At 53.5% G+C, this 20,744-nt stretch carries 21 protein-coding genes; 14 read left to right on the top strand and 7 right to left on the bottom strand.

Annotated elements, in window-relative coordinates:
* Nucleotides 1-134: 134 nt before the first annotated feature.
* Together P2W74_RS05335 and speB are read right to left on the bottom strand one after the other, a co-directional pair.
* Complete coding sequence (locus tag P2W74_RS05335) at nt 135-1,646, bottom strand: aldehyde dehydrogenase family protein (RefSeq protein WP_276294199.1); 1,512 nt, start codon at nt 1,644-1,646, stop codon at nt 135-137.
* A 90-nt stretch (nt 1,647-1,736) separates the two neighbouring features.
* Nucleotides 1,737-2,714: an agmatinase gene (gene speB, locus P2W74_RS05330; protein WP_276294198.1), complete on the bottom strand. Its 978-nt coding sequence runs from the start codon at nt 2,712-2,714 to the stop codon at nt 1,737-1,739.
* Between the two features lie 153 nt (nt 2,715-2,867).
* Here speB and P2W74_RS05325 point away from each other — a divergent pair, with 153 nt between their 5' ends.
* On the top strand, nt 2,868-3,779 hold the full coding sequence (locus tag P2W74_RS05325) for a LysR family transcriptional regulator (protein WP_276294197.1): 912 nt from the start codon (nt 2,868-2,870) through the stop codon (nt 3,777-3,779).
* Nucleotides 3,780-3,891: 112 nt separating this feature from the next.
* Here the strand turns inward: P2W74_RS05325 and P2W74_RS05320 are convergent, their stop codons facing one another.
* Nucleotides 3,892-4,293, bottom strand: a complete 402-nt coding sequence (locus P2W74_RS05320) for a potassium channel family protein (protein ID WP_276294196.1) — start codon at nt 4,291-4,293, stop codon at nt 3,892-3,894.
* 542 nt (nt 4,294-4,835) lie between these two features.
* Between P2W74_RS05320 and P2W74_RS05315 the strand changes: the two genes are divergently transcribed.
* From P2W74_RS05315 to csiR, 8 genes are all read left to right on the top strand, one after another.
* On the top strand, nt 4,836-5,783 hold the full coding sequence (locus tag P2W74_RS05315; RefSeq protein WP_276294195.1) for a hypothetical protein: 948 nt from the start codon (nt 4,836-4,838) through the stop codon (nt 5,781-5,783).
* A 41-nt stretch (nt 5,784-5,824) separates the two neighbouring features.
* Entirely contained in the window at nt 5,825-7,255 is a 1,431-nt protein-coding gene (locus tag P2W74_RS05310) for a DUF2272 domain-containing protein (RefSeq protein ID WP_276294194.1), read from the top strand.
* A gap of 305 nt (nt 7,256-7,560) precedes the next feature.
* The gene (glaH, locus tag P2W74_RS05305) at nt 7,561-8,538 is read left to right on the top strand and encodes a glutarate dioxygenase GlaH (RefSeq protein WP_276294193.1); all 978 of its coding nucleotides are present in this window, start codon (nt 7,561-7,563) and stop codon (nt 8,536-8,538) included.
* Between the two features lie 23 nt (nt 8,539-8,561).
* Entirely contained in the window at nt 8,562-9,830 is a 1,269-nt protein-coding gene (lhgO, locus tag P2W74_RS05300; protein WP_276294192.1) for an L-2-hydroxyglutarate oxidase, read from the top strand.
* Nucleotides 9,831-9,853: 23 nt separating this feature from the next.
* Nucleotides 9,854-11,302, top strand: a complete 1,449-nt coding sequence (gene gabD / locus P2W74_RS05295; protein ID WP_276294191.1) for an NADP-dependent succinate-semialdehyde dehydrogenase — start codon at nt 9,854-9,856, stop codon at nt 11,300-11,302.
* A gap of 35 nt (nt 11,303-11,337) precedes the next feature.
* Nucleotides 11,338-12,621: a 4-aminobutyrate--2-oxoglutarate transaminase gene (gene gabT, locus P2W74_RS05290; protein ID WP_276294190.1), complete on the top strand. Its 1,284-nt coding sequence runs from the start codon at nt 11,338-11,340 to the stop codon at nt 12,619-12,621.
* 121 nt (nt 12,622-12,742) lie between these two features.
* Entirely contained in the window at nt 12,743-14,143 is a 1,401-nt protein-coding gene (gene gabP / locus P2W74_RS05285) for a GABA permease (RefSeq protein WP_276294189.1), read from the top strand.
* 51 nt (nt 14,144-14,194) lie between these two features.
* Nucleotides 14,195-14,887 (top strand): DNA-binding transcriptional regulator CsiR, encoded by a 693-nt coding sequence (csiR, locus tag P2W74_RS05280; RefSeq protein ID WP_276294188.1) that lies wholly within the window; start codon nt 14,195-14,197, stop codon nt 14,885-14,887.
* A 26-nt stretch (nt 14,888-14,913) separates the two neighbouring features.
* On the opposite strand, the gene P2W74_RS05275 is transcribed toward csiR, so the two are convergent.
* Entirely contained in the window at nt 14,914-15,072 is a 159-nt protein-coding gene (locus P2W74_RS05275) for a YqaE/Pmp3 family membrane protein (protein WP_192613185.1), read from the bottom strand.
* 183 nt (nt 15,073-15,255) lie between these two features.
* Between P2W74_RS05275 and P2W74_RS05270 the strand changes: the two genes are divergently transcribed.
* Entirely contained in the window at nt 15,256-15,555 is a 300-nt protein-coding gene (locus tag P2W74_RS05270; RefSeq protein WP_203360278.1) for an ArsR/SmtB family transcription factor, read from the top strand.
* Nucleotides 15,556-15,564: 9 nt separating this feature from the next.
* Nucleotides 15,565-16,092: a rhodanese family protein gene (locus P2W74_RS05265; RefSeq protein ID WP_276294187.1), complete on the top strand. Its 528-nt coding sequence runs from the start codon at nt 15,565-15,567 to the stop codon at nt 16,090-16,092.
* Nucleotides 16,093-16,187: 95 nt separating this feature from the next.
* On the opposite strand, the gene stpA is transcribed toward P2W74_RS05265, so the two are convergent.
* The gene (gene stpA / locus P2W74_RS05260) at nt 16,188-16,589 is read right to left on the bottom strand and encodes a DNA-binding protein StpA (RefSeq protein ID WP_276294186.1); all 402 of its coding nucleotides are present in this window, start codon (nt 16,587-16,589) and stop codon (nt 16,188-16,190) included.
* A gap of 695 nt (nt 16,590-17,284) precedes the next feature.
* Here stpA and alaE point away from each other — a divergent pair.
* Nucleotides 17,285-17,722, top strand: a complete 438-nt coding sequence (gene alaE / locus P2W74_RS05255; protein ID WP_203360275.1) for an L-alanine exporter AlaE — start codon at nt 17,285-17,287, stop codon at nt 17,720-17,722.
* A 159-nt stretch (nt 17,723-17,881) separates the two neighbouring features.
* Here alaE and P2W74_RS05250 read toward each other — a convergent pair whose 3' ends face one another.
* Entirely contained in the window at nt 17,882-18,238 is a 357-nt protein-coding gene (locus P2W74_RS05250; RefSeq protein WP_276294185.1) for a DUF2002 family protein, read from the bottom strand.
* 161 nt (nt 18,239-18,399) lie between these two features.
* Here P2W74_RS05250 and P2W74_RS05245 point away from each other — a divergent pair, with 161 nt between their 5' ends.
* Nucleotides 18,400-18,726 carry an ElaB/YgaM/YqjD family protein gene (locus P2W74_RS05245; protein WP_276294184.1) on the top strand — a complete coding sequence of 109 codons (327 nt, stop codon included), beginning with the start codon at nt 18,400-18,402 and terminating at the stop codon, nt 18,724-18,726.
* A 35-nt stretch (nt 18,727-18,761) separates the two neighbouring features.
* Here the strand turns inward: P2W74_RS05245 and pdxR are convergent, their stop codons facing one another.
* On the bottom strand, nt 18,762-20,114 hold the full coding sequence (gene pdxR / locus P2W74_RS05240) for a MocR-like pyridoxine biosynthesis transcription factor PdxR (protein ID WP_276295128.1): 1,353 nt from the start codon (nt 20,112-20,114) through the stop codon (nt 18,762-18,764).
* Nucleotides 20,115-20,205: 91 nt separating this feature from the next.
* On the opposite strand from pdxR, the gene P2W74_RS05235 reads away from it, so the two are divergent.
* On the top strand, nt 20,206-20,637 hold the full coding sequence (locus P2W74_RS05235) for a carboxymuconolactone decarboxylase family protein (RefSeq protein ID WP_203360273.1): 432 nt from the start codon (nt 20,206-20,208) through the stop codon (nt 20,635-20,637).
* The last annotated feature ends 107 nt before the right edge of the window (nt 20,638-20,744 follow it).

Below are 20,744 nucleotides of genomic sequence, written 5' to 3'. Positions count from 1 at the left end.
CCAGGGTAGAGAAGGGTGAAGCAATAAGAATTCATTAAGCCAGGCGGTCGCCGGCTCGTTAGCTCAGTGCGTTGTGCCGTACCAGGCCGCTTCCGGGCAGCATGACGCTGCACCGGAAGGGCCGATAACCCGGACTATGAAGGCAAGGTGATCCACACGGTTTTGGTTTCCATCAGGTAGTCAAGCTGCTCGGGGCCGAGATCTTTACCAAAGCCGGACTCCTTGAAACCACCGAACGGCAGCGCCGGGTCGATGGTGCTGTGGGCGTTCACATACACCGAACCGGCATGTAGTTGGGGAATGAGGGTATGCACGCGGGCCAGATCGTTCGAATAGATTGCGGCGGCCAGGCCAAACGGCGAGTCGTTGGCAAGCTCAACCGCCTCTTCGACGGTATCGAACGGCGCGGTGACCAGCACCGGGCCGAAAATCTCTTCCTGCACAATGCGCATATCATTGCGGCAGTGGGCAAAAATGGTCGGTTCGACGAAGAAACCCTCCCGGTCCTGGGAACGTCCGCCATAGTAAACGGTCGCCCCTTCGCGCACGCCAGCGTCAATGTATGACAGCACCGTGTCCTGCTGTTTGGCTGAGACCAGCGGGCTAATAAAGCATTCCGGATCGAGGCCCGGGGCCATTTTCAGCGTGGCGGTATAGTCTGCAAGCGCGGCCAGGAAGCGGTCGTAAATACTGCGGTGAATATAGGCGCGGGTACCGGCATCGCAGACCTGCCCGGAGTTAAAAAATACCCCGTTGGCAACCGCCTGTGCGGCGGCAGGGATATCGGCATCTTCCAGCACCAGAACCGGGGATTTTCCGCCCAGCTCCAGGGTCACGCGCTTGATGTTCTCAACTGCCGTCTGCCCGACGGAACGCCCGACAGGCGTCGAACCGGTAAAGGTCACTTTGTCGATCCCCGGATGCGCGGTCATGGCTGCGCCTATCACACTGCCGTATCCGGTGACGATATTCACCACGCCGTCCGGAATACCCGCTTCCTGGACCAGTTCAGCAAAACGCAGGGTCGACAATGAGGTCAGTTCGGCGGGTTTAATCACCGCAGTACAGCCCACCGCCAGCGCCGCCGCCAGTTTCCACGCCATGGTTTGCAGGGGGAAGTTCCACGGCACAATCGCGGCCACTACGCCGATCGGCTCTTTGCGGGTATACGCCAGATAATTGCCCGGCAGCGAAGGTTCTACCGTGCGGCCATGCAGCTTTGAAGCCCAGCCCGCGAAGTAGCGAAAAGTGTCGATGGTGCCCTGGATATCCACGTCGCGCGCCTGGGTCACCGATTTCCCCATATCAATGGATTCGATCTCGGCAAGTTCTCTAGCATTGGCTTCAATCAGATCCGCCAGGCGATGCAGCATACGCTCGCGTTCCAGCGGTTTCAGACGACGCCACTCACCGTGGTCGAACTGTTGACGAGCCGCCGCCACGGCGCGGTCGAGGTCAGACGCGGTAGCCAGCGGGATCGTGGTCAGCACGCCCTGGGTGGAAGGCTCGATAACGGCGCTGACCTCCCCTTCGCTACCGTCAACCCACTCGCCGCCAATAAACATTTTCTGCGGTTTGCTCAGAAAGCGCCGTGTCGCGTCTAAAATACCGTAACGATTGAGATAGTGCGTTACTGCTGCATCCATTTGATGATCCTCTTTTTTTTACACCCGATTTTTAACTCACGGGTTATGCAGGTAGGGTTCAGAGGGGTGGTTTAACCACCCACTTGTTGCTCAGCGAGCCTGGGATTGCTTACGCTCGTAGAAAATAAAACCAATGCTATTCATCAGCAGTTGGGCTGCCAGAATCGAGGTCACGCCGGTGGGATCGTAGGCGGGCGCCACTTCGACCAAATCCATACCGATAATGTTGCCGCCGCTGCGTTTCGCCAGCGCCTGAATAATCTCCAGCACCTCGTAGTACTGGAAACCACCGTGGCTCGGCGTACCGGTGCCCGGGGCAATCGACGGATCAAAACCGTCGATATCAATGGTGAGGTAGTAGTTGCAGCCCTGCGGGATCTGCTCCAGCACGCCTTCGACGCCTAAACGGCGCACGTCGCGTACCGACAGGATATTGGAACCCGCCGCACGCGCCGCGTCGTAGTCGCTGCGGTTGGATGAGGAGACGTTGCGAATACCGAGTTGCGTCATGCCCGTGATGTGATTCATTTCTGACGCGCGGCGCAGCGGGCTGCCATGGCCATAGCGCACACCGTGGCGCTCATCGACAAAGTCGAGGTGGGCATCGAAATGGACGATGTGAATCGGCCCGCGCCCTTCATAGGCCTTAATGACCGGGGCGTGAATGGAATGGTCGCCACCCAGCACCACCGGCATCGCGCCGGAAGCCAGGATCTTACGTACCGCCAGTTCAATGTTTGCGTTACTGCTGGTCATATCGGTGTGCACGATGTCCGCATCGCCCACATCAACCATCCGTACCTGGTCTTGTGTCAGATACAGCACATCATCTTCATGGTCATAGGCACCGGCATGACCAAACGAAAATAACGTAGAAGCTTCGCGGATGCCGCGGGGTCCGAAGCGCGCACCAGAGCGCCATTGCGTCCCCATATCGTTGGGCGCGCCAAGGATCGCGACATCGGCATCAATCTCTTCCCAGTTGAGGCATACCGGCGCTTTAGCAAAAGTACAATGGCCGACAAACGGCAGGTTCAATCGTCCAGACTCGTAGTTATTGTTCCCCATACTCTCTCCCCCAATCTGTGGATTTTCTGAAATGACCAAGCACAGGTTCACTTGCCATAACAATGACTATGGACAACAATTTGCATGATAAAAATAGAAAACATCAGATGTTCATATCGGCATTTCCGAAGTAACGCATAAGGGGATAGAGACGTGAATCAACTGCAGAATATTGACCTGAAGCTACTCAGAATTTTCATGACTATTGTGAAATGTAACGGTTTTTCTGCAGCTCAGGCGGCGTTGAATGTGAGCCAGTCCACGATCAGCGAACATATGACCAGCCTGGAGACTCGCCTCGGCGTCAAATTGTGCGAACGCGGGCGTTGTGGGTTTCGACTGACGGAATACGGCACCGCCACTTACGAGGCGGCGCAGCGGCTATTTCTGGCTGTGGATACGTTTTGTATGGATACCTCCGCGCTCAAGCGGCACATTTCCGGCAAGCTCTATCTGGGCATCATTGACAATACCGCCACCGACAACGACAGCGTTTTGTCGCGTACGTTGCGCCAGTTCGTTTCACATGGTCACGATGTGCAGCTGGATATCTACATTGGCACACCCGCAGAGCTGGAAGGACGCGTCCTGGACGGGCGGCTGCACGTCGCCATTGGCCATTTCCCGTTTGAGGTGGCAGGGCTCTCTTATACGCAGTTGTACGATGAACCCGATGGTCTGTATTGCAGTCGCTATCACCCGCTTTTCGATAATCCTCCGGGCGGCGATGCCCTCATCAATGCGATCCGTGAGAGTCAAATTGTCGCGCGCGGCTTTCTGCAACAACGCGATCTGCAATTGCTCAAATCAAGCTATGCCGCCGCCACCGTCGACAATGTCGAAGCACAGGCTATTCTCATTCTGACCGGCGCGTACCTCGGTTTTCTCCCCAGGCATTATGCCCGCCAGTGGGTCAACGCAGGTCAAATGCGCCAGATAGAGCCTGAGCAATTTGGCTCAACATGGCCGTTTTCTTCGATAACAAAACGGGGAGCAACGCAACCGGCAATCCTTCGCCTGTTTATGGAGGAGCTGATGAGCCATTCTTATTCCGCGTCAGCCTGATTGATAACATTGAGGAAAAAGAAGCGCCGGAAATGACAGTGCGCCGGGCAGTCGCCGATAATTCCCGGCGATGCCCGGGTATGATGAATAATAATCGACTCCGGTTAACGCCTTATTTTTCAGTTAAAAACTTCAACCGCTGCAACAATGCGACCAGCACGGCGACGGACCATCCCACCATCAATGCCCCAATCAGCCCTTCTACCGCACCGACCATCCGCCATTCACCCGGCAGGGTGACATCGCCGTAACCGACGGTGGCATAGCTCACTAACGAAAAGTAGAAACTGGTTTCCCAATTGTCTAACGCATTGACAGAAAGATAAAACGCGGCAAAAAGAGAGGCCTCAAGCAAATGAGCAAAAAGCATCGAAATAACAAATGCAACATTACCTAAAACAACTCGCCAGGCGTTGCCATAGTTAAATTTAATATATTTAATAACACCTAACATCCACAGCGAATGAATGATAACCGTAATGGTTAACAGAATGATGATACTGAAAAGTTGCATGGTGGATACTCGAACAGGTATATAACGTCAGTATAGTATTCTCCCTTTTATCTGTTGTGATTTAGCAACAGTTCCTTACCCTTGGGTCTGCTTAACGAAAAGACCGCCCCAAACAGTATGCAAAAATAGTATTTAAATCAACAAAGCAACGCTTAGTAATTCTGATGTTAACATTGCAATAAAATTAAGTTTGCAACAAAAGCCATTTACTCTTTTTACAGAAATATTTATTTATCATTAATACAAAGGCGGCAAAAGTAAAATATACGTTAATCGTTCAGGCGGCTAACCATCTCGCCATCTTCCAGTGCACCTCATCATTTCACCCTTCAGAAATTATTCAGTTTCACTGACGCATCACCATCATCACTGTTTTCTAAACGGGAAACCCAGCGGGATGCGACGAATGATTGATATCGCGCGACAAATTACGACGAAAATATTAACGATTATTTATGCTATCTGATTCATATTTTCAGGGAGAAATCTACGCGATTTCCGGCAGCGGTTGACCGAACACGCCTGGTGGTGAGGAAAACAACATGTTTGGACTGGAGACGCTCGACGTACTGATTGGGCTTATGACCGTATACTTTACGTTCGGAATTGCCTGTACCGCTATCGTTGAAGCCATTTCTGCCTGGACCAATATCCGCAGCAAAAATCTTGAAATGGCGCTGAAAGAGTTATTTTCAGGAGAACTGGCGCCGAATGAACAGTTTATTACCCAATTTTATGCGCATCCTTTGATTCAATCCCTCAGCAAAGGCAAAAACGGTCTCCCCTCTTATATTCCCCCAGAAATTGTCGGACAGGTTGTGGAATCGTTAGTCGTGGGGAAAAGCGTCATGGCGACGCTTTGCGCAGGGGTGAATACGCTGCCGGGGACGGCGGAAAATAACCGTATAAAAGGGATCCTTGAAACAGTAGTGATGCAGACTGAAAACGATGCAACTCAGTTTCGCCAGGCCGTCGCAAAACAGTTTGATGCGGTGATGGACCGCGCCTCCGGTTGGTACAAACGCAAAACACAGACCATCACGCTTATCGTCGCCGCGCTTCTGGTTCTCAGCGGAAATGTCGACTCCATCAATATCGCGACAGTACTGGCCTCAAATCCTGCAACACGCGAAAAAATGGTGAATATCGCGCAGCAGACACTGACTAATGCGAAAGCTCAGGCCAAAGAGGCGAATAACAAAACGACAAACGTCAGCGTTAAGCAAGCGACCGATCAGGTTACAGATGCCACAGCACAATATGACCGTGCGGTATCAGCCTTGCAGGCTACCGGCCTCTCATTCGGATGGAAAGGTTTGCCGCAAAACGTGTGGGAATACCTGGCAAAAGCAGCGGGATTGCTGGTCACCATTTTCGCGGTCTCGCTCGGCGGCCAATTCTGGTTCGACACACTTCAGCGCGTCATGCAGATACGCTCCACGGGCCCAAAACCCTCCGATCCAGACCACCCCGCCCGTAAGAAAAAATGAGCGATGTGTATTCACTCACTATCGATAACAGGAGGGATTTTATGCTACTCACACCCGTACAAAAAAGTATTTGTGAACGCGTCCTGAATGCTTTTGAAACCGGTTCAGCCGAGGGTGATTATTCTGCCATTGCGACATTTCATGATGGCCCGCACCAGATTCGACAGGTGACCTATGGCCGTTCGCAAACCACCGAATACGGCAAACTTAAGGATCTGGTGGCCCGATACGTCAATGCAAACGGGCGATTCAGCGCCGAGCTTGCCCCCTTCGTTCCTCTAATCGGAAATACACCTCTGGTTGATCATGAGCAGTTCAAGAGTCTGCTTCGTCGCGCTGGCAGCGACGACCCGATAATGAAGACCGTTCAGGACCTGTTTTTTGATGAGCGCTACTTCACTCCCGCGCTGAAATGGGCACAAACGTTTGGCTTTAAAGAAGCCCTTTCCATGCTGGTCATCTATGACTCTTTTGTCCATAGCGGCAGCATCTTACCGTTCCTGCGTTCCCGGTTTCGTGAGGTTCCTCCGGCCAGCGGAGGTAATGAGCGCACGTGGATTTCCGAGTATGTCAGGGTGCGAAATTCATGGCTTGCCAACCATAGTAACCCGGTACTGCATCCGACGGTCTACCGGACAAAATGTTTACGCGTCGAAATTGAACGTGGCAATTGGGATCTTTCGCAGGTACCGATTAATGCCCACGGAATCCCGGTGAATCCGGCGACCGGAATACCGGTAAATCCGGTCGCGACGCCTCTCACGGAGCAAGGCACGGTGCCGTTTATTGACGAAGCGACAAGTGGAAACGGAGCAGCAGCACCCGCGTCAGAACCCCAATTTGTGGTTTCTTCCGCTACAGGTTTAACCGCCAGTGCGGCGACAATCGCAACCGAAGAATGGCGCTTTTTCGGCGATCAGCGTTACAACCGCAGCGGAGGCATTATCCATACCGGGCGTAAAGAGGGTGAAGATGGCTGGTGGCAGCGCGTCGGTCTGTATTGGGCGAAGATCGGACGAGACGATCTGGACGGACGGGATCATGACTGGCCGTGGTCAGCGGCATTTATTTCATGGGTGATGCGCCAGGCGGGGGCCGGGGATCGGTTTGCCTACTCGGCCTCGCATGCGACCTACATCAGTAAATCCATCCGCGACAGAAATCAGGGTAACGCCAATGCGCTGTATTGGGGCTACAGACTGAATGAGCGTAAACCCCAGGTCGGCGATCTGGTGTGCTGGGATCGGGATCCCGATAAAGTCGTCGATTACGATCATCAACATCTTGGCAATTACAGCAGCCATACGGATTTAGTGGTTTCTGTTGGGGCTGATGAAATTGAAATTATCGGCGGTAATGTCGGGAACTCGGTAACACGACGCCCGTTAGCGCTCAACGCAGAGGGTTTTCTGGCCGCAGGCGCGCAAGGCGGTGAAACGCTGTTTGCCATTATGGGCTACCGCGCTGGCTGAGGGTGCGTGTCGACGAGAACGATCACCGACTGGAACTGATCTATGGGTGCACCGCTGGGCTCTCCTCCCAGCGGTCGCCTTCTATTAATGCATTGTTTTACATTACCTTTAGTGAAAAATCCCTGCCCCTTCCCCCTTTATCCACACAACTCATATTGTTAAATATTTGTTGTTTTTGATCACAAAAATTAAACAAATTGGCCGTTTTGTATGCGTTTATTGAAAATGTAGATATTTTTAATTTATGGCTACGAAATGAGCATCGCCATGTCTCCCACGACAATCTACCGAGAGGATCGATTCTGATGAATGCACTGACTGCCGTAAAACCCAACGCTGGGGATTCAGCCCGGAACTACACCGGTTTCACCGTCGCCCCGTCCGCACAATCACCGCGACTACTGGAACTGACGTTTAGCTCCGACACGACCCAACAATTCTTACAGCAGGTTGCGCAATGGCCGGTGCAGGCGCTGGAATACAAATCATTTTTACGCTTTAAGGTGAGCAAGATCCTCGACGATCTCTGCGGCAACCAGCTGCAACCGCTGCTGATTAAAACGCTGCTGGAGCGGGGCGAAGGCGCTCTGTTGATCGGCGCTGAAGGGGTCGACAACGTGGCGCAGGCTGACGACATGGTCAAACTGGCCACCGCCGTGGCGCATCTGATTGGGCGTTCCAATTATGACGCGATGAGCGGTCAATACTATGCGCGGTTTGTGGTGAAAAATGTCGACAGTTCAGACAGCTACCTGCGCCAGCCTCACCGCGTGCTGGAATTGCACAATGACGGAACGTTCGTCGAAGAAATCACCGATTACGTGCTGATGATGAAAATCGATGAGCAGAACATGGAAGGCGGTAATTCGCTGCTGCTGCACCTTGATGACTGGGAACATCTGGACGAGTACTTCTCGCACCCTCTGGCGCGCCGGGCGATGCGCTGGGCAGCACCGCCAAGCAAAAACGTCAGTCACGATGTCTTTCACCCGGTGTTCGACGTCGACCCACTGGGCCGTCCGGTCATGCGTTACATCGACCAGTTCGTCCAGCCGAAAGATTTTGAAGAAGGCACCTGGCTAAGCGACCTTTCGGACGCGCTGGAAACCAGTAAAAACATCCTTTCCGTTCCCGTTCCGGTCGGCAAATTCCTGCTGATTAACAACCTGTTCTGGCTGCACGGACGCGATCGTTTTACCGCGCATCCTGATTTGCGCCGTGAACTGATGCGCCAGCGCGGTTATTTCGCCTACGCCACTCACGGCTACCAGACGCACCAATAAGCGCCACCCGAGGAACAGAGCGGATGTATGATTTTGTGATTATTGGCGGCGGCATTATCGGCATGTCGACCGCCATGCAGCTGATTGATGTCTACCCGGACGCCAAAATTGTGGTGCTGGAAAAAGAGTCTGCACCGGCCTGTCATCAGACGGGCCACAACAGCGGCGTAATTCATGCCGGGGTTTACTACACCCCTGGCAGCCTGAAAGCGCAGTTTTGCCTGGCGGGAAACAAGGCCACCAAAGCCTTCTGCGATCAAAACGGCATTCGCTACGACGAGTGCGGAAAAATGCTGGTCGCCACCTCCGAACTGGAAATGGAACGGATGCGGGCGCTGTGGGATCGTACGGCAGCCAACGGGATTGAGCGCGAGTGGCTCAGTGCCGGGGCGCTGCGCGAACGCGAGCCGAACATTACCGGACTGGGCGGCATTTTTGTGCCTTCCAGCGGGATTGTCAGCTATCGCGAAGTCACCGTAGCAATGGCGAAAATCTTCCAGGCGAAAGGCGGCGACATTGTTTATCACGCCGAGGTTAGCGCCCTGAAAGAGCACGCGACCGGCGTGGTCGTCCATACCCGACAGGGGCAAGAATTTGAAGCCTCGACGCTGATTAGCTGCTCCGGGCTGATGGCCGACAGGCTGGTCAAAATGCTGGGGGTCGATCCCGGTTTTATTATCTGCCCGTTCCGTGGCGAGTATTTCCGCCTGGCGCCCGAGCATAATCACATCGTCAACCATTTGATCTACCCGATCCCCGATCCGGCGATGCCGTTTCTTGGCGTACATCTCACCCGCATGATCGACGGCAGCGTCACGGTCGGCCCCAACGCCGTGCTCGCCTTCAAACGCGAAGGCTATCGCAAGCGCGACTTCTCCTTCAGCGACACGCTGGAGATCCTCGGTTCGTCCGGGATCCGTCGTGTACTGCAAAACAATCTGCGTTCTGGCCTCAGTGAAATGAAAAACTCGCTGTGCAAAAGCGGCTACCTGCGATTGGTACAAAAATACTGCCCGAGCCTGACATTAAACGATCTCCAGCCGTGGCCTGCGGGCGTACGGGCGCAGGCGGTTTCGCCAGACGGAAAGCTTATCGACGACTTTCTGTTTGTGACCACACCGCGCTCTATCCATACCTGTAACGCCCCCTCTCCCGCAGCGACATCGGCTATTCCGATCGGTGCCCATATCGTCAGCAAAGTGCAGACTCTACTGGAGAGCCAACACAATACCGGACGTACGCTGCGTGCGGCACGTAGCGTGGACACCTTACACGCCGCATTTACCCGTTAAACACTTTGAGACAGGAAGCAATCATGCAACTTAACGATCCAACCTTGTTCCGCCAGCAGGCCTTTATTGAAGGTCAGTGGCGCGATGCCCACAGCGGCGACGTGATCGCAGTGAACAATCCTGCAAACGGCCAACCGCTGGGCAGCGTCCCCAAAATGGGGGCCACCGAAACCCGCGAAGCCATTGAAGCCGCGAATCGCGCCCTCCCCGCCTGGCGTGCGCTGACCGCCAAAGAGCGGGCCAATATTCTGCGTCGCTGGTTCAACCTGATGATGGAACACCAGGACGATCTGGCGCGCCTGATGACGCTGGAGCAGGGCAAGCCGCTGGCGGAAGCGAAAGGCGAGATCGTCTATGCCGCCTCCTTTATTGAATGGTTTGCCGAAGAGGGCAAGCGTATTTATGGCGATACCATTCCGGGTCATCAGGCAGACAAGCGTCTGATCGTCATCAAACAACCGATTGGCGTCACGGCCGCCATTACGCCGTGGAACTTCCCGTCGGCAATGATCACCCGTAAGGCCGGTCCGGCGTTGGCTGCGGGCTGCACCATGGTGCTCAAACCCGCCAGCCAGACCCCGTTTTCCGCGCTCGCGCTGGCGGAGCTGGCACATCGCGCCGGAGTTCCCGCCGGCGTCTTTAACGTCGTTACCGGATCAGCAAGCGCCGTCGGCAATGAACTGACCGGCAACCCGCTGGTGCGCAAACTCTCCTTTACCGGCTCCACAGAAATTGGCCGTCAGTTAATGGAACAGTGCGCCAAAGATATCAAAAAAGTCTCTCTGGAGCTTGGCGGCAACGCGCCGTTTATCGTCTTTGACGATGCCGATCTGGATAAAGCCGTGGAAGGGGCGCTGGCCTCAAAATTCCGTAATGCCGGGCAGACCTGCGTCTGCGCCAACCGCCTGTATGTGCAGGACAGCGTCTACGAGCGCTTTGCGGAAAAACTTCAGCAAGCGGTGAACAAACTGCATCTCGGCGATGGCTTACAGGCGGGCGTCACCACCGGACCGTTGATCGATGAGAAAGCCGTCGCCAAAGTGAAAGAACACATCGCGGATGCCGTTGGGAAAGGCGCGCGCGTGATCACGGGCGGTCAGGCGCATGCGCTGGGCGGCAACTTCTTCCAGCCCACCATTCTGGCGGATGTTCCCCGTGATGCGAAAGTGGCCAAAGAAGAAACGTTCGGCCCGCTCGCCCCGCTGTTCCGCTTTCACGATGAAGCTGACGTGATAGCCCAGGCCAACGACACCGAGTTCGGCCTGGCGGCCTATTTCTATGCCCGCGATCTGAGCCGCGTATTCCGCGTCGGCGAAGCGCTGGAGTACGGCATTGTTGGGATCAACACCGGCATTATCTCTAACGAAGTCGCTCCCTTTGGTGGGATCAAAGCCTCCGGCCTTGGCCGCGAAGGTTCCAAATACGGTATCGAAGATTATTTAGAAATCAAATACATGTGTATCGGCCTTTAAGTAAACCTTACCTGATTGAAGACTGGAGAAAGCGAATGAGCACCAATAAAGAATTAATGCAGCGCCGCAGTAACGCCGTTCCTCGCGGCGTTGGGCAGATTCACCCCATCTTTGCCGATCGCGCAGAAAACTGCCGCGTCTGGGATGTTGAAGGTCGTGAGTTTCTTGATTTTGCGGGCGGCATTGCGGTGCTGAATACCGGACACCTGCATCCGGGGATCGTCTCGGCAGTAGAACAACAGCTGAAAAAATTGTCGCACACCTGCTTTCAGGTGCTGGCCTATGAACCGTACCTGGAACTGTGCGAAATCATGAACCAGAAAGTGCCGGGGGATTTTGCCAAGAAGACCCTGCTGGTGACCACTGGTTCAGAAGCGGTTGAGAATGCGGTGAAAATCGCCCGCGCCGCCACCAAACGCAGCGGCACCATTGCGTTTAGCGGTGCTTATCACGGTCGCACCCACTACACACTCTCTCTGACCGGGAAAGTGAATCCGTACTCCGCCGGGATGGGACTGATGCCGGGTCACGTTTATCGTGCGCTGTACCCTTGCGCGCTGCACGGTATCAGCGATGACGATGCGATTGCCAGCATTCAGCGCATCTTCAAAAACGATGCCGCGCCGGAAGACATTGCCGCCATCGTCATCGAGCCTGTCCAGGGCGAAGGCGGTTTTTATGCCACCTCCCCGTCCTTTATGAAACGCCTGCGCGCCATCTGCGACGAGCACGGCATCATGCTGATTGCCGATGAAGTGCAGAGCGGCGCAGGTCGTACCGGTACGCTGTTCGCTATGGAACAAATGGGCGTCGCCCCGGATATTACGACCTTTGCCAAATCCATTGCCGGAGGGTTCCCGCTGGCGGGCGTGACTGGTCGTGCCGAAGTGATGGACGCCGTTGCCCCTGGTGGGCTGGGCGGTACTTATGCCGGTAACCCGATTGCCTGCGCCGCCGCGCTGGCAGTTCTGAAAATCTTCGAGCAGGAAGATCTGCTGCAAAAGGCCAACACGTTGGGCAAAACCCTGCGTGAAGGACTGCTGGCCATTGCCGAAACACACCCGGAAATCGGCGATGTCCGCGGACTGGGTGCCATGATCGCCATCGAACTATTTGAAAACGGCGATCACAGCAAACCCGATGCGAAGCTGACCGCAGAAATCGTCGCCCGCGCACGCGACAAAGGCCTGATCCTGCTTTCCTGCGGCCCTTACTACAACGTGCTGCGTATTCTGGTACCGCTGACCATTGAAGATGCGCAGATCCGCCAGGGGCTGGAGATTATCGCCCAGTGTTTCGATGAGGTTAAACAACGCTAAGGCTATACCTCGTTGCTAACGGAATGATGACGATGCAGTAAATACAACAATAATACGCGTGCCCCGACGCGGGAAATGTCGGGGTGCTCTCCCAAGTGACACACTTTCGAGAGGATAGAAGATGGGGCAATCGTCAGAATCACATGCTTTAGGGGGCGGGCTGAAATCACGCCACGTCACCATGTTATCTATTGCCGGTGTTATCGGCGCGAGTTTATTTGTTGGCTCCAGCGTCGCTATTGCTGAAGCCGGGCCTGCTGTTCTGCTGGCTTATCTGTTCGCCGGTCTGCTGGTGGTGATGATCATGCGTATGCTGGCTGAAATGGCTGTCGCCACGCCAGACACCGGATCTTTTTCCACTTATGCGGATAAAGCTATCGGTCCGTGGGCCGGGTATACCATTGGCTGGTTGTACTGGTGGTTCTGGGTGTTGGTCATTCCGCTGGAAGCCAATATCGCCGCCATCATCTTGAATTCATGGATCCCAGGCATACCTATCTGGTTATTTTCACTGGTGATCACACTTGCCCTGACGGGCAGCAATTTGCTGAGCGTCAAAAACTACGGCGAATTTGAATTCTGGCTGGCACTATGCAAAGTCGTTGCTATTCTGGCGTTTATTGCGCTGGGCGCGGTGGCGATCAGTGGTTTTTATCCGTATGCCGACGTGGGCGGTGTTTCCCGCTTATGGGATCATGGCGGCTTTATGCCAAATGGCTTTGGCGCGGTACTGAGCGCCATGCTGATTACGATGTTTTCGTTTATGGGGGCGGAAATCGTCACTATCGCCGCCGCGGAATCCGACACCCCGGATAAGCACATCGTGCGGGCGAGTAACTCGGTGATCTGGCGTATTTCTATCTTCTATCTGTGCTCAATTTTCGTGGTAGTGGCGCTGATCCCCTGGAACATGCCGGGTCTTAAGAGTGTGGGGTCGTATCGTTCGGTGCTGGAACTGCTGAATATTCCGTATGCCAAACTGATTATGGACTGCGTCATTTTACTGTCGGTCACCAGTTGCCTGAACTCCGCGCTGTATACGTCTTCCAGAATGCTCTACTCCCTGAGCCATCGCGGTGATGCGCCGGCGTTTATGGGCAAAACCAACCGCAGCAAAACGCCTTATGTGGCGGTGCTGCTCTCGACAGGCGCAGCATTCTTAACGGTTGTCGTGAATTATTATGCCCCGGCGAAAGTGTTTAAATTCCTGATCGACAGTTCAGGCGCCATCGCGCTGTTGGTGTATCTGGTTATTGCCGTCTCTCAATTGCGGATGCGCAAAATTCTGTTGGCGCAGGGGAGCGACATTAAACTGAGAATGTGGCTCTATCCGTGGTTAACCTGGCTGGTGATTGCCTTTATCGCCTTCGTGCTGATCGCCATGTTGTTCAGACCTGCACAGCAGCTTGAGGTGATATCCACAGGGCTTCTGGGCCTGGGGATCATTTGTACGGTCCCGATTATGTCACGCTGGAAAAAACTGCTATCGTGGCAAAAGGCACCGTTACAAAATACACGTTAGACCTGTTCCCGGCGCAAGCCGGGATAGTGATTTTCTTAAGGAGTCGTACCCATGACCGCCACTTCCCAACCGACGGCCATAGATGGATACCACTGGCTTAAAAATGACATCATCCGCGGTATTTATCAGCCCGATGAAAAACTGCGAATGAGTTTACTGACCTCACGCTATGAACTTGGCGTGGGGCCGTTACGAGAAGCCCTTTCCCAACTGGTGGCGGAACGGCTGGTGACCGTCGTCAATCAGAAAGGCTACCGTGTGGCATCCATGTCCGGGCAGGAATTGCTCGATATATTTGATGCCCGCGCCAATACGGAAGCCATGCTGGTTCGACTGGCTATCGAGCGCGGAGACGACGCATGGGAAGCCGAGATCCTCGCCAGAGCGCATATGCTGAATAAACTGGAATCATGCGATGCCAGTGAAGGGATGCTGGATGAGTGGGATCAGCGTCACCAGGCGTTTCATTCCGCCATCGTCGCCGGATGTGGCTCACATTATCTGCTGCAAATGCGCGAACGCCTTTTTGATCTTGCGGCGCGCTATCGGTTTATCTGGCTGCGCGAAACGGTCCTGTCGGTAGAAATGCTGGAGGACAAACACATTCAGCACCAGACGCTCACCGAGGCGATTCTGGCGCGGGATGCACAACGCGCCAGCGAGTTAATGCGCCAACACTTACTGACGCCAATCCCGATTATTCAACAGGCGATGTCCGGCAAACTTCAGCAAGAGCAGACCTGAGGTCTGTTCTTGCTGTACAGCAAAAATCAGTCGCGAGTTTGGATCCAGAAAGCATGGATAAGGCCGGGGATGTAGCCCAATAGCGTCAAAATGATGTTAAGGATAAATGCCCAGCCGAATCCTTTCCCCAGCAGCACGCCAAGCGGGGGAAGAAGGATGGTAATTACGATTCTCCAGAAACCCATACACACTCCAAAAAAGTAAAATTACTCATTGTTTAAAAAAGAGATTTTCTCTCTAAGCGTAGTCAGTTTGGCCGACTCTGCCAATTTCCCCCTTTTCGTTTACCTGCTTTTACGCTCTTGACGCTGGCATACTGTTGCCCCTTACTTTAGAATTACCTTAATTTAGATAATACTTAAATAACCATGACTGAACTCGAACAACTCCAGGCCAGCGCCGAACAGGCCGCCGCTCTGCTAAAAGCCATGAGTAACCCAAAGCGGTTGTTGATTTTGTGCATGCTCTGCGGCTCGCCGGGCACCAGTGCAGGCGAACTGGCGCGGGCGACGGGACTCAGTCCTTCCGCCACCTCTCAACATCTGGCGCGGATGCGCGAAGAAGGACTTATCGACAGCCAGCGGGATGCCCAGCGTATTCATTACTTCATTAAAAATGAGGCGGTAGGTTCACTTATCGCCACATTGAAAACCCTGTATTGCCCATAAGGAGCCACTATGACCAGCGGGACGATTTCCCCACGTGAGGCGCAGGCGCTCATTGCGCAGGGCGCGAACCTGATTGATATCCGTGATGCCGATGAGTATCTGCATGAACATATTCCTGATGCCCATCTGGTTCCGCTCACTACGCTTGAACAGGGTGCATTTCCTGACCATCTTCGCGGTGAGTACGTTATCTTTCATTGCCAGTCGGGGCGGCGTACGCAAAACAATGCGGCAAGGCTGCAGGCGGTTGCTGCGCCAGCAAAAGTCTGGCTGCTGGAAGGCGGTATTGATGGCTGGAAAGCGGCGTCGTTACCCGTCGCAAAGGACACATCGCAACCGTTGCCGCTAATGCGTCAGGTGCAGATTGCCGCAGGTGGGCTGATTTTACTCGGGGTTGTGCTGGGATACGCCGTCAGTCAGGGCTTCTTCCTGCTGAGCGGTTTTGTCGGCGCGGGGCTGATGCTGGCCGGATTCACCGGTTTTTGCGGGATGGCGCGTCTGCTCGATAAAATGCCCTGGAACCGTCGCGCACATTAATGACCCATGCAGGTCAGGCTCTTACTGTGAAGCCCGGTTTCCGGCAGTAAACCGGAGGCAGTTTATCGCTGCCATCCGGCATATCACGACCAGAATTAAATCAGGAAATCATCCAGAGATTTACCTGCGGCCAGCGCCTGAGCAATAGGCTTAGGCGTACGCCCCTGCCCGGTCCAGGTTTTCGTTTCACCATTAAAATCGATAAAACGGTATTTCGCCGGACGCGGCTGACGTTTTTTCGTTACGCGAGGTGCTGCCGATTGCATTCCCAGTAATTCTTCCGGGTTAATGCCCTCCGCTTTCATCAGCTCCAGAAAAGTATTAATTTTCTCTTGCTGCTCTGCGCGCTGACGCTGCTGTTCTTCTTCTTCTTCACGCCTTTCTTTAGTGACAACCCTGAATTTTTCGAGCATTTCTTCAAGAACGTCAATGGAGAATTCGCGAGCCATTGCACGCAGCGTACGAATATTATTTAAGTTCTGTAACATCAAATTCATAATAATAAAAACCTTTTAACGCAGAAAGCCAAAAACAGTATTACAGAAGGAAGTGTATTCGATATTTAATGATATTTCCAGACCCAGGCGTGTTTAAGAATATTATGAAATGTCACTTTATAATGATTATTTATCAAACACCCGCCAGTGAATATATTGCAGCCGAATTGCATTTTGTGAATAAATAAAAAAATATATTTGCATACAGTATGTCAGACGATCCGCACGAAATAAGTGCCTGGCGGAGTATGTCACTCATCCGCCACTGAAAATTATCGAATAAAGATTTATAAAAAGTGAATAATCAGTCACATCATTTAGACGGAATTTTATGCTGCAAAATAACCCAATGCAGCATTAAACATGCTGGTAAGACAAAAATCACCAGCGTCGCCGAGTTCTCTGTTGAATCTGGCAACATTCACAATGATTCTCAAAAAAACCGAAAAGACAAGCCGTCATAACGATTTGATTTAAAATACATTTCTTGTGAATGAACACCGAAAATCCCGAAACGTACAAAAAACAGACCATCGCAGAGCATTTTATCGACAAAAAGCGCATAAATAAAAATTTTACGCTAATTGCTAGTTATTATATAGCGATATACTCTATGCGAAAGCGAAAAGACTTCGCTAATTCACTACAAGGAAGTATTTAACGACGATTAATCCCCTTTGACAAGGAGCATTAACATGTTCTCACCGCAGTCACGCTTGCGTCATGCTGTCGCTGACACGTTCGCGATGGTTGTTTACTGTTCTGTCGTGAACATGTTGATCGAGATATTCCTCTCCGGAATGACCTTTGAACAGTCACTTTCATCCAGACTGGTTGCCATCCCGGTTAACATCCTTATCGCATGGCCGTATGGAATGTACCGGGATCTGTTCATGCGCGTTTCGCGCAAGGCAAGTTCTGCAGGATGGGTGAAAAACCTGGCGGATATTCTGGCTTATGTGACCTTCCAGTCGCCGGTTTATGTCGCTATTTTGCTGACGGTTGGCGCTGACTGGCATCAAATCACCGCCGCCGTGAGTTCGAATATCGTGGTATCGATGTTGATGGGGGCAGTGTACGGTTATTTTCTCGATTACTGCCGTCGCCTGTTTAAGGTCAGCAGTTACGCCTGAGTCATCATGTGCGACTGGCCCCGCCAGTCGCTTTATACTCGTCATACTTCACGTTGCATGTGCTGCGGTTGTGTTCGCTCCCCCAGTCACTGGCTTTAGTAAGCTTCTGGGGATTCCCTCGCTTACCGCCTCCCTGCAACCCGAATTATTTAGCGTATATTAGTTTTCGCTCAGTTTCGCTTCGCCAAACAATCCATTCAAATAACGTTCCAGCGCAATACGCGAGCTAAATCCGTGCGGAATACCGTAATGCTCGTGCGTTTCGCCCGCTAAATACAGTGGAAATTGCTGGTAGTGATCGCAGGTTTTAATATCCGTTGCAGGCTCAGCCAGTGAAGAGCTTCGTTCTTTTAATGTCGGATGAATCACTAATGCGGTTCGCCCCATACGCGCTTCGCGATTAACGTACACATAATTTTCGCCACGTCGGTAACCGTACGCTTTTTGTGTCACTGCATCGACGGTAAAGCCCGCTTTTTCAAGTACGCGCGCCACCTCATCGGGTCGTAAATACATATATTTTCCTCGTCATCTTTTACCGCGGCCTTACCATACCTGATTCAGCATTAGCAGCGCTTTCAGAAAAGTCCATAAACATACGAATACAGCGTGATGAACGTCGGAAGATACAATTATGGTCTACACTGAAAAGCACATCGAAATCAATGGAGGATCATATGTTTAACAGACCCAACCGAAACGACGTAGATGAAGATGTACAGGATATTCATAACGATGCCAGTCGATTAGCTGACAGTCTGGAAGAGGTGCTTAAGTCCTGGGGGAGTGACGCCAAAGACGAAGCGGAGGACGCACGACGCAGAGCGCAGGCTTTGCTGAAAGAGACTCGCGCACGTATGCATGGCCGCACTCGCGTCCAGCAGGCAGCCCGGGACGCCATCGGCTGCGCGGATACTTTTGTACGCGACAAACCCTGGTGCAGCGTGGGAACCGCAGCGGCAGTCGGTATTTTTCTCGGCGCGCTACTGAGTCTGCGTCGCTAACAGACTGATTTGCCGGATGATGACGCCAAAACGTCTTATCCGGCATTGTTTCGCGACGCTATCGCCTGCCTGAGCTGTCGCGCGACCTGTTTCGCCATCGCGGCGGTGGTGATATTGGTAAACGACAGCAGGAATCCGCCCTGCCCTTCCTCTCTGATTCGCCAGCGACTCAACGCCTGAACGGCCAGCCCGGCATGATTCGCCTTCTCTACCAGAGCAACGTCCTCACCCTCTACTGAAATCACCATCTGGATGCCCCCTTCCTGCGCCACCACGCGAAAGCCCTGTTCCGTTAACGCTTCTTCTATCCAGCGACGACGCTCTGCGTAATGTTGACGCATCTTTTTTAAATGTCGCCAGAAATGGCCGTCGCGAATGAAATCTGCCAACGTCTGTTGCCATAACACCGGCACGCTGCTGGCCATCAATGCCGCCTGCTCACGAAATCGCGCGACCTGATTCATCGGCACCACCAGCCATGCCGTGCGCAGCGCCGGAAAGAGTGACTTGCTGAATGTTCCGGCATACACCACGCGCTGCGGCGCATCCAGACTTTTCAGCGGAGGCAACGGCTTACCGTGATAGCGGAACTCACTGTCATAGTCATCCTCGATAATCCACGCCTGTGAACTGGCGGCCCACTCCAGGAGCTGATGGCGACGCGTCAATGACAGCGCCACGCCCAGCGGACTCTGATGTGCAGGCGTTAGCAGGACAAAACGCGCCTGTGGGTAAGCGCGGATCCCCGCCGACACATCCAGACCATCGCCATCGACCGGTACGGGCAACAATTCAACCCGCTCCTGCTCGATAACCGGGCGAATCAGAGGAAAACCGGGGTCTTCCACCCACATGCCGTCCCCCGGTTGTGCCAGCGCCCGCAGGATGAGCATCATCGAGGACGCATATCCGGACGTCACAAACACCTGCTCCGGCTGACACTCAATACTGCGTGAGACCCGCAGATAGTCGACAATCGCCTGACGCAACACGGCTTCGCCGCAAACCTCGCCCAGCGCCAGGTCAAAACGCGTCTGGGTACGCAGACGGCGTCCCATGACACGCGCCCATATCTCACGCGGGAAGAGATCCAGCGCGGGTAATCCCATCTGAAAAGGCTGCGGCGTCTGGCTTTCTCCGGCAAAAACAGCAGGCGCGGCATGCGGTTTTTCTAAACGCAAATGACCACTGACAAACGTTCCGGCTTGTCCACGCCGCTCCAGCCAGCCCTGAGCCACCAGCTCACCGTACGCATTTTCTACCGTTGAGCGGGAAATGCCCAACTCCTGCGCCCACGTGCGGCTGGACGGCAACCGTGCGCCAGGTTTGAGTTCACCTTGTTCAATGGTATTTTTTAACTGACGGGCGATTTGCTGATAGCGCGGCATCATTATGGTCTGCTTTTTATGTGAAAATATGGTTCTCTTTAACAGTCCATTATAGTGCTACAGTGCAGCCATTGAAACGAGGAGAAACACCATGACAACATTACGCCAGCCCTATTATGAACTTAGCCCTGAAGTCTATAACGCTCTGGTTCAGGCGAAACAAGCATTGGAAAACAGCGCGCTGGATACCACGCTGATGGAATTGGTTTATCTGCGCATCTCGCAGATCAATGGCTGCGCGTTTTGCCTTGAAATGCACAGCAAAGCGCTGCGTAAATCCGGCGTTGAGCAAACCAAACTGGATGCGCTGGCAGGCTGGCGGGTAAGCCACCGTTTCAGTGAACAGGAACGCGCGGCGCTGGCGTGGGCTGAATCCGTGACGGATATTGTTGGCACCCGCGCGGAAGATGACGTTTATCTGCCGTTGCTCGACCATTTTAGCGCCAGAGAGGTAAGCGATCTGACCTTTGCGATCGGCCTGATGAACTGCTTTAACCGACTTGCTGTCAGTATGCGCATGTAACTTTTGTTGCCTGATGGCGCATCAGGCTTACAGCTGTGCAGATGTCCCAGGCCGGATAACACGCTTGCGTCGCCATCCGGCAATTTCCCCCAATAACGCCCCCTCCC

It is taken from the genome of Citrobacter enshiensis, from assembly GCF_029338175.1.
Taxonomy (GTDB): Bacteria; Pseudomonadota; Gammaproteobacteria; order Enterobacterales; family Enterobacteriaceae; genus Citrobacter_D; species Citrobacter_D enshiensis.
The sequence above is the reverse complement of the archived record's forward strand: the minus strand, read 5'-3'. Positions and strand labels throughout refer to the sequence as shown.

What these genes read in the sequence shown, in the direction of transcription:
- P2W74_RS05335 (WP_276294199.1), bottom strand. Translation starts at nt 1,646, where the DNA reads ATGGATGCAGCAGTAACGCACTATCTCAATCGTTACGGTATTTTAGAC.
- speB (WP_276294198.1), bottom strand. Translation starts at nt 2,714, where the DNA reads ATGGGGAACAATAACTACGAGTCTGGACGATTGAACCTGCCGTTTGTC.
- P2W74_RS05320 (WP_276294196.1), bottom strand. Translation starts at nt 4,293, where the DNA reads ATGCAACTTTTCAGTATCATCATTCTGTTAACCATTACGGTTATCATT.
- P2W74_RS05315 (WP_276294195.1), top strand. Translation starts at nt 4,836, where the DNA reads ATGTTTGGACTGGAGACGCTCGACGTACTGATTGGGCTTATGACCGTA.
- P2W74_RS05310 (WP_276294194.1), top strand. Translation starts at nt 5,825, where the DNA reads ATGCTACTCACACCCGTACAAAAAAGTATTTGTGAACGCGTCCTGAAT.
- glaH (WP_276294193.1), top strand. Translation starts at nt 7,561, where the DNA reads ATGAATGCACTGACTGCCGTAAAACCCAACGCTGGGGATTCAGCCCGG.
- lhgO (WP_276294192.1), top strand. Translation starts at nt 8,562, where the DNA reads ATGTATGATTTTGTGATTATTGGCGGCGGCATTATCGGCATGTCGACC.
- gabD (WP_276294191.1), top strand. Translation starts at nt 9,854, where the DNA reads ATGCAACTTAACGATCCAACCTTGTTCCGCCAGCAGGCCTTTATTGAA.
- gabT (WP_276294190.1), top strand. Translation starts at nt 11,338, where the DNA reads ATGAGCACCAATAAAGAATTAATGCAGCGCCGCAGTAACGCCGTTCCT.
- gabP (WP_276294189.1), top strand. Translation starts at nt 12,743, where the DNA reads ATGGGGCAATCGTCAGAATCACATGCTTTAGGGGGCGGGCTGAAATCA.
- csiR (WP_276294188.1), top strand. Translation starts at nt 14,195, where the DNA reads ATGACCGCCACTTCCCAACCGACGGCCATAGATGGATACCACTGGCTT.
- P2W74_RS05275 (WP_192613185.1), bottom strand. Translation starts at nt 15,072, where the DNA reads ATGGGTTTCTGGAGAATCGTAATTACCATCCTTCTTCCCCCGCTTGGC.
- P2W74_RS05270 (WP_203360278.1), top strand. Translation starts at nt 15,256, where the DNA reads ATGACTGAACTCGAACAACTCCAGGCCAGCGCCGAACAGGCCGCCGCT.
- P2W74_RS05265 (WP_276294187.1), top strand. Translation starts at nt 15,565, where the DNA reads ATGACCAGCGGGACGATTTCCCCACGTGAGGCGCAGGCGCTCATTGCG.
- stpA (WP_276294186.1), bottom strand. Translation starts at nt 16,589, where the DNA reads ATGAATTTGATGTTACAGAACTTAAATAATATTCGTACGCTGCGTGCA.
- alaE (WP_203360275.1), top strand. Translation starts at nt 17,285, where the DNA reads ATGTTCTCACCGCAGTCACGCTTGCGTCATGCTGTCGCTGACACGTTC.
- P2W74_RS05250 (WP_276294185.1), bottom strand. Translation starts at nt 18,238, where the DNA reads ATGTATTTACGACCCGATGAGGTGGCGCGCGTACTTGAAAAAGCGGGC.
- P2W74_RS05245 (WP_276294184.1), top strand. Translation starts at nt 18,400, where the DNA reads ATGTTTAACAGACCCAACCGAAACGACGTAGATGAAGATGTACAGGAT.
- pdxR (WP_276295128.1), bottom strand. Translation starts at nt 20,114, where the DNA reads ATGCCGCGCTATCAGCAAATCGCCCGTCAGTTAAAAAATACCATTGAA.
- P2W74_RS05235 (WP_203360273.1), top strand. Translation starts at nt 20,206, where the DNA reads ATGACAACATTACGCCAGCCCTATTATGAACTTAGCCCTGAAGTCTAT.